The following is a 7,803-nucleotide window of genomic DNA, read 5'->3' as shown; positions in this document are numbered from 1 at the left end:
CACAGCAACCGGTTCACGATCCCCCGATGGGAAACCACCACCCCCTTGGGACGACCCGTCGACCCCGACGTGTAGATCACGTACGCCGGATGGTCGGCGGCAGGTTCCACGGCCCCGGCGGCCTCGGCGGGAACCGGTGCGGCCAGGTCCGCCCCGTCGACGAGCAGGTGGGGCACGGCCGGGTCGGCCGGGAGCCGGGGCGCGGTCGCCGCGGTCGTCAGCAGGAGGGTCGGGGCGGCGTCCGCGAGCATGAACGCGATGCGGTCGGCCGGGTGGTCGGGGTCCACCGGGAGGTAGGCCCCGCCCGCCTTGAGGACGGCCAGCAGCGAGACCACCAGCTCGACCGAGCGCGGCACGGCCAGCGCCACCACGCTCTCCGGTCCGACGCCGCGCCCGCGCAGGACGTGGGCGAGGCGGTCGGCGCGGGCGTGCAGCTCGGCGTAGGTCAGGGAGCTGCCCTCGAAGCGCAGGGCCTCGGCGTCCGGGGTGCGCGCCGCCTGCCCGGCCAGCAGCTCCGTCAGGGTGGTGTCGGGCACGGGCTCGGCCGTGGCGTTCCATCCGTGCAGAACCTGCTGCCGCTCGGCGGGCTCCAGCACGTCGGCCCGGCCGATCGGCTCGTCCGGACGGTCGGTGACCGCGGTGAGCAGTCGCACCAGCCGTTCCAGCAGGAGCTCGACGGTGGCCCGGTCGTAGAGGTCGGTGTTGTACTGCAGGACGCCGTCGATGCCGGCGGGCGATCCCGCGGCGTCGAACCGTTCGCCCAGGTGTCCTTCCAGGTCGAACTTGGCGACGTGGTTGTCCGCGGCGTGGGCGCTCGCGGTCAGCCCCGGCATCCGCAGTTCGGCCTCGGTGTTGTTGTGCACGGACAGCAGGACCTGGAAGAGGGGGTGCCGGGCCAGCGACCGGGTCGGGTTGAGCACCTCGACCAGCCGCTCGAACGGCATGTCCTGGTGGCCGTACGCGGCGAGGTCGGTCTCCCGCACCCGGGCCACCAGCTCGCGGAAGGTGGGGTCGCCGGAGGTGTCGGTGCGCAGGACCAGGGTGTTGACGAAGAACCCGACGAGGTCGTCAAGCGCGTCGTCGGTGCGGCCGGCCACGGGGGTGCCGATCGGGATGTCGCTGCCCGCGCCGAGCGCGCCGAACAGAGCGGCGAACCCGGCCTGGAGGACCATGAACATGCTGGCCCGGCCGTCGTGGGCGAGGCGCGCCAGGCGGGCGTGCAGCCGGGCGTCCAGGGAGAAGGTCACGCCCGCTCCGCTGTTGCCGAGGACCGCGGGGCGGGGCCGGTCGGTGGGCAGGTCCAGCTGCTCGGGCAGGCCGTCCAGGGTGCGGCGCCAGTAGTCGAGCTGCTGGGCGGCGACGCTGCGTGCGTCGTCCTCGTCGCCGAGGACCTCGCGCTGCCACAGCGCGTAGTCGGCGTACTGCACCGGCAGCGGGGTGAAGGCCGGTGCCCGGCCGGCGGTCCGGGCTTCGTAGGCGGTGGCCAGGTCGCGGGCGAACGGGGCCATCGACCAGCCGTCGGTGGCGATGTGGTGGATCACCAGGAGCATCACATGTTCCTGCGGAGCCACGGTGAACAGCTCGGCGCGCAGCGGGAGGTCCACGGCGAGGTCGAAGCCGCGGCCGGCCCGCGCGTCCAGCAGGGCGGGGAGCCGGTCCTCGGTGGTCGTGGTGAAGGCGAACGCGACGGGGGCGGCTGCGGCGGGCAGCACCTGCTGGCGGGGTTCGCCGTCGGGCGCGGGGAAGACCGTACGGAGGCTCTCGTGGCGGGCGACCACGTCGGCGAGGGCGGCGTCGAGGGCCGTGTGGTCGACGGTGCCCCGGAGCCGGACCGCGAGCGGGATGTTGTAGGTGGCGCCGGGGCCCTCCATCCGGCCCAGGAACCAGAGCCGGCGCTGGGCGAAGGACAGGGGCACGGTTTCGGGCCGGGTACCCGCGCGCAGCGGCGGCCGGGCCCCGCCCGCGGCGGCGACGCGTCGGCCGAGTTCGGCCGGGGTGGGTGCCTCGAACAGGGAACGGATGGCGAGTTCGACGCCGAGGTCGGAGCGGATCCTGCTGACCAGGCGGGTGGCGAGCAGCGAGTGGCCGCCGAGGGTGAAGAAGCTGTCGTCGACGCCGATGTGCTCGATCCCCAGGACTTCGGCGAAGAGCGCGACCAGCGCTTCCTCCTCGGGGGTCTCGGGGGCCCGTCCGGTGGTGGATCCGGCCAGCTCGGGTGCGGGCAGCGCCTTGCGGTCCACTTTGCCGTTGGGGGTGAGCGGGAACTCGTCGAGGACGACGGTCGCGGCGGGGACCATGAACTCGGGCAGCGAGGCGGCGATGTGCGCGCGCAGCGTGTCCGGGTCGGCCGGCCGGTCCTCGGCGGCGATCACGTACGCCACGACGCGCTTGTCGCCCGGCTCGTCCTCGCGCACGATCACCGCGGCGTGGCGGACGCTGTCGTGGCCGGCGAGCACCGACTCGATCTCGCCGAGCTCGATCCGGAAGCCGCGGACCTTGACCTGGTGGTCGGCGCGGCCCGCGAACTCCAGGCGGCCGTCGGCGCGCCACCTCCCGAGGTCGCCGGAGCGGTAGAGGCGGGTTCCGGCCGCGCCGAAGGGGTTGGCGACGAACCGCTCCGCGGTCAGCCCGGGCCGCTTGAGGTAGCCGCGGGCGAGACCCGTACCGGCGATGTACATCTCGCCGACGGCGCCGGGCGGGACCGGGCGCAGCCAGCGGTCCAGTACGTACACCTGCGAGTTCACGAAGGGGCTGCCGATCGGCGGGGTGCCGCCGACGCCGAGCGGGCCGCTCATGGTGGCGCCGACGGTGGTCTCGGTGGGGCCGTAGCCGTTGAGCAGTCGGCGGCCGGGCGCCCAGCGGGCGACGAGCTCGGGGGTGCAGGCGTCGCCGGTGGAGACGAGGGTGGCGCCGGCGAGCACGTCCTGTCCGGCGGGCAGTGAGGCGAGGGCCACCGGCGGCAGGGTGGCGTGGGTGACGCGGTGCCGGCGGACGAGGTCGGCCAGGGGGTCGCCGGGCAGCAGGTCGTCGGCGGGGCCGAGGACGAGGGCGGCGCCCGAGAGCAGGCCCATGGAGATGTCCCAGAAGCCGGCGTCGAAGCTGACCGAGGCGAACTGCAGCACCCGGCTGCCGGGGCCGGCCTGGACGGCGTCGGCCTGCGTCGCGACGAGGCTGGCGAGGCCGTGGTGCGGGACGACGACGCCCTTGGGGCGCCCCGTGGATCCCGAGGTGTAGATGATGTACATGGGGTGGGTGGTGGTCAGGGGTGCGACGCGGTCGGCGTCCGTGATGTCGGCGCTGTCGTACGCGCCGAGCGCGCGGGCGGTCTCCGGGGCGTCGAGCACCAGCTGCGGGGTGTCCCCGGCGGCGTCGCCGAGCAGCCGGGAGGTGGCCCCGGTGGTGATCAGCAGGCTCGGCCGGGCGTCCTCCACCATGAACGCGAGGCGGTCGACCGGGTACTCGGGGTCGAGCGGGAGGTAGCCCGCGCCCGCCTTGAGCACGGCCCACAGGGCGATGATCAGTTCCACCGAGCGGGGCACGGACACGGCGACGAACTGTTCGGGTCCGACGCCCTCGTCGATCAGCCGGCGGGCCAGGCGGTTGGCGCGGGAGTCGAGTTCGGCGTACGTGAGGGTGGTGTCCCGGAAGAGCAGCGCGGGGGCGTCGGGCTGCTCGGTGACACGGGCGGCGAACAGCTCCGGGAGGGTCCGCGGGGTGATGTCGCGGGCGCTGTCGTTCCAGTCGCCGAGGATGCGCCGGCGCTCGGCCGGGGTGAGGACGTCGACGCGGCCGACGGGCTGCTCGGGGTCGGCGACGACGGCCGTCAGCAGGCGTACGAGCCGGTCGAGGACGGCCTTGGCGGCCTGCTCGTCGAACAGATCGGGGGCGTAGCACAGGCGCAGGTGCAGGTCGTCGCCCATCAGGCCGGCCGCCAGGTTGAGCGGGTAGTGCGCGCCGTCGCGGCCGTCGACACCGCTGAACCGGACTCCGTCGACGACGAGTTCCTCGGTGGTCGGGTCGACGGGGTAGTTCTGGTAGACGAGGGTGGTGTCGAACAGCTCCTGGTGGCCGGAGAGCTGCTGGACGTCGGTCAGCCGGACGTGCTGGTGGGCCAGCAGCTCCGACTGCTCGTCCTGGAGCCGGGTGAGGGCGGCCAGCAGCGTCTCCTGCGGCCGGAACCGGACGCGGACCGGGAGGGTGTTGATGAACAGGCCGACCATGGTGTCCACGCCGGGTATCTCCGGCGGGCGGCCCGAGACGATGGCGCCGAAGACGACGTCGTCGCGGCCGGTGAGGGTGGACAGCAGCAGGCCCCAGACGCCCTGGACGACGGTGTTGACGGTCAGCGAGCGGCTGCGGGCCAGGGCGAGCAGGCCGCTGGTGATCTCCACCGGCACCTCGTGCCGGAGCCAGCCTGGTCGCACCAGGCCGCGACCGCGGTCGACCGGGGAGACCAGGGTCGGCTCGTCGATGTCGGCCAGCGCCGACTGCCAGGCCTCGCGCGCCGTGTCCGCGTCCTGGGTGGCGATCCAGGCGAGGTAGTCGCGGTACGGGGTGACCGGGCGCAGCACGACCGGGTCGCCCTTGCTCCCGTACAGCTCGAACAGCTCGCGCACCAGGACGGGCACCGACCAGCCGTCCATGAGGATGTGATGCTTGGTCAGCATCAGCCGGAACCGGTCCGGGCCGAGGCGGAAGACGGTGAACCTCAGCAGCGGCGGGCGGGTCAGGTCGAAGCCGCGGGCCCGGTCCTCGTCCGCGTGCCGGGCGAGTTCGGCCTGTCGTTTGTCCTCGTCCAGGGCGCTGAGGTCGATCTGTTCCCAGGGCACGTTGACGCGGCTGTGGACCAGTTGGACGGGCTCGGTGGAGCTGTCGTGGCGGAATCCGACGCGCAGGTTGGCGTGCCGCTTCAGGAGCGAGCGCGCCGCGAGTCGCAGTGCGCGGCTGTCGAGCGGGCCCTCCAGGTCGAGGAGGAGTTGGTGGACGTAGAGGTCCGGCCCTTCCTCGTCGTACAGCGCCTGGAAGAGCATGCCTTCCTGCAGGGGTGACAGCGGAAGGACGTCCTCGATCGTGGACCTGCTCACTTGGCCATCTCCCATTCGTCGGTGAAGTCGTCCTCGTCCTCGTCGTCCCAGTCATCCGGGGCGACCGGCCCGATGCCCGAGGTGAAGGCGTCGAGCTCGTCCTGGCTGAGCCGGACCAGCGAGAGGTCCGACGGGGTGAGCCCACCGATGCCGGCGTGCGCGGCGTGCGCGGCCAGCGCCCGCACGGCGCGTGAGAAGCACGCGGTCAGTTCCTTGACGTCCTGTTCGCGCAGCAGGGTCTGCGGCCAGGACCAGACGAGCAGCAGGCGCGGCCCGTCGGGGTGGTCCTCGGTCATCGCGTTGACGGCGAGGGCGTGGGTCAGCGGGGTCTGCGGGTCGGGCCGGCCGCCTTCGAGGTCGGCGCCGCCGACCATGTCGGCGTCGGCGACCGGTGTCCAGGGCGCGCTCGCGCCGTTGCCGGCCGGGGCCGACCTGCCCAGGTAGTTGAAGCTGATCTGCGGTCCGGGCAGGTCCCGCAGGACTTCCCGGGTGTCGTGGTTGAGATGGCGCAGCAATCCGTGGCCGAGGCCGTGGTCGGGCAGGGCCCGCAGTTGTTCCTTGACCGCCTTGAGGGCTTCGCCGACGGCGTCCCCGCCGAGGTCGAGTTCGGCCGGGTCGCGCGGGCCGGGGTCGATCCGGACCGGGTGGAGGCTGGTGAACCAGCCGACGGTGCGGGAGAGGTCCACGCCTTCGATGACGTCCGCGCGGCCGTGTCCTTCGAGGTCGACCAGGACGGCGCTCTCGTCCTCCTCCCCCCTGCCCGCCCGCCAGTCGGCGACGGCGAGGGCGAGCGCGGTGAGCAGGACGTCGTTGACGCCGGCGTGGTAGGCGGCGGGCAGCGAGGTCAGCAGCGGGGCGACGTGCTCGGGCTCCTCGTTCGTGGTCAGGAACCGCATGGTGGCGAACACGTCCTGGCCCGGGTCGAGCGGACGATCGCCGAGCAGTGCGTCCGGTTCCTCCAGTACCGCCTCCCAGAGCGGGAGTTCGGCAACCCGTTCGGGCTTGTGGGCGAGTTCCACCAGGTGCTCGGCCCAGCGCCGGAACGAGGTGCCGGTCGGCTGGAGCGCCGGCTCGCGGCCCTCGGCGAGGGCGTCGCAGGTGGCCGCGAGGTCGGGGATCAGGACCTGCCAGGACACGTTGTCGACGACGAGGTGGTGGGCGACGAGGAGCAGCCGGCCGGGTGCGTCGGTTCCGGCGTCGAACCAGACGGCCTGGAGCATCACTCCGGTGTCGGGGTCGATGCGGCCCCAGGCGGCTTCGCTCTGCGCGGAGGTCAGGGTGCGCAGGGCGGGGGCGTCGAGTCCGGCGGCGTCCACCCGCAGTACCCGCCCGGTCGCGTCGACGGTGCCCCGCTCGGGCACCTCGAACCGCCAGCTGCCGGTGTCCCGGACCAGTCGGGCGCGCAGGGCGTCGTGGTGGTCGAGGAGGATCTGGAGGGCGGCGGTGAGCCGGTCCTCGGTCAGGCCGGCGGGTGCCTGGAGGAGCGTGGACTGGTTGAACCGGCCGATGGGTCCGCCGCGTTCGCGGAGCCAGTGCATGGTCGGGGTGAGCGGCACCTCGCCGATGCCGAGGTCGGGGCCTTCGCCGACGACCTGGTCCAGGCGGCCGGAGGCAGCCGCGAGGGCGGCGACGTTCTTGTGCTCGAACACCTGACGCGGGGTGATGACCAGTCCGGCTCGGCGGGCCCGGCTGACGAGCTGGATGGACATGATGCTGTCGCCACCGAGGTCGAAGAAACTGTCGTCGATCCCGACGGAGGACAGACCGAGGAGTTCCTTGAAGATGGCCCCGAGGGCCTCCTCCCGGTCCGTACGGGCCTGACGGCCACCGGAGGTGGACACCGACAGATCGGGGGCCGGTAGTGCTTTGCGGTCCAGCTTCCCGTTCGGCGTCTGCGCGAACTCCGCCAGCACCACGATCGCCGCCGGAACCATGTAATCGGGCAACGCCTCGGCGACGTACGCGCGCAACTCCGCCGGATCGACGTCCTGCCCACCGCGCGGAACGACGTATCCGACGAGCTGTTTCACCCCCGGAACGTCCTCACGGACCATCAGAGCGACCTGACCGACACTCCCGTGCCGCGCCAACCGCGCCTCGACCTCGCCGAGCTCGATACGGAACCCGCGGATCTTCACCTGGTCGTCGGCCCGCGCCACGTACTCCAACTGCCCGTCCGCCCCCCACCGCACCAGGTCACCGGTCCGGTACATCCGCTCCCCGACCGCACCGAACGGAGCCGCCACGAACCGCTCCGCGGTCAACCCCGGACGACCGAGATAACCGCGGGCCAGGCTCGCGCCGGCGAGGTACAGCTCGCCGATGACACCGGCCGGTACCGGTCGCAGGCGGGCGTCGAGGACGTAGAGCCGGCTGTTGATGACCGGGCTGCCGATCGGCACCACCGTGTCCGCCGCGGTGAGCGCACGGCTCATGGACGCGCAGACGGTGGTTTCGGTGGGACCGTACGCGTTGAACAGATCACGACCGACGGACCAACGGGCCACCACCTCACCCGACAACGCCTCACCCGCCGACACCAACGTCCCACCCGACAACAGATCCCCACCCGCGTCCATCGCCGCCAACACCACCGGCGGCAACGTCGCATGCGTCACCCGATACGACCGCAACGTCCCCGCCAACGGCTCACCCGGCAACAACCCATCCGCACCCGCCACCACCAACGCACCACCGGACAACAACCCCATGCACAACT

2 protein-coding genes are annotated in these 7,803 nt (G+C 72.9%); both read right to left on the bottom strand.

Annotated features, from left to right (window positions below):
* Nucleotides 1-5,084: amino acid adenylation domain-containing protein (locus AB0D46_RS37990; RefSeq protein WP_362884603.1), on the bottom strand; the 5,084-nt coding region annotated here is incomplete at its 3' end.
* On the bottom strand, nt 5,081-7,795 hold the full coding sequence (locus AB0D46_RS37985; RefSeq protein ID WP_362884605.1) for a condensation domain-containing protein: 2,715 nt from the start codon (nt 7,793-7,795) through the stop codon (nt 5,081-5,083). The genes AB0D46_RS37985 and AB0D46_RS37990, both read right to left, overlap by 4 nt.
* Nucleotides 7,796-7,803 lie beyond the last annotated feature (8 nt).

The organism is Streptomyces sp. NPDC048383 (assembly GCF_040651775.1).
GTDB lineage: Bacteria > Actinomycetota > Actinomycetes > Streptomycetales > Streptomycetaceae > Streptomyces.
This window is presented reverse-complemented; position numbering and strand designations above follow the sequence as displayed.

Coding starts and splice junctions, on each gene's coding strand:
- AB0D46_RS37985 (WP_362884605.1), bottom strand. CDS start 7,795: ATGGGGTTGTTGTCCGGTGGTGCGTTGGTGGTGGCGGGTGCGGATGGG.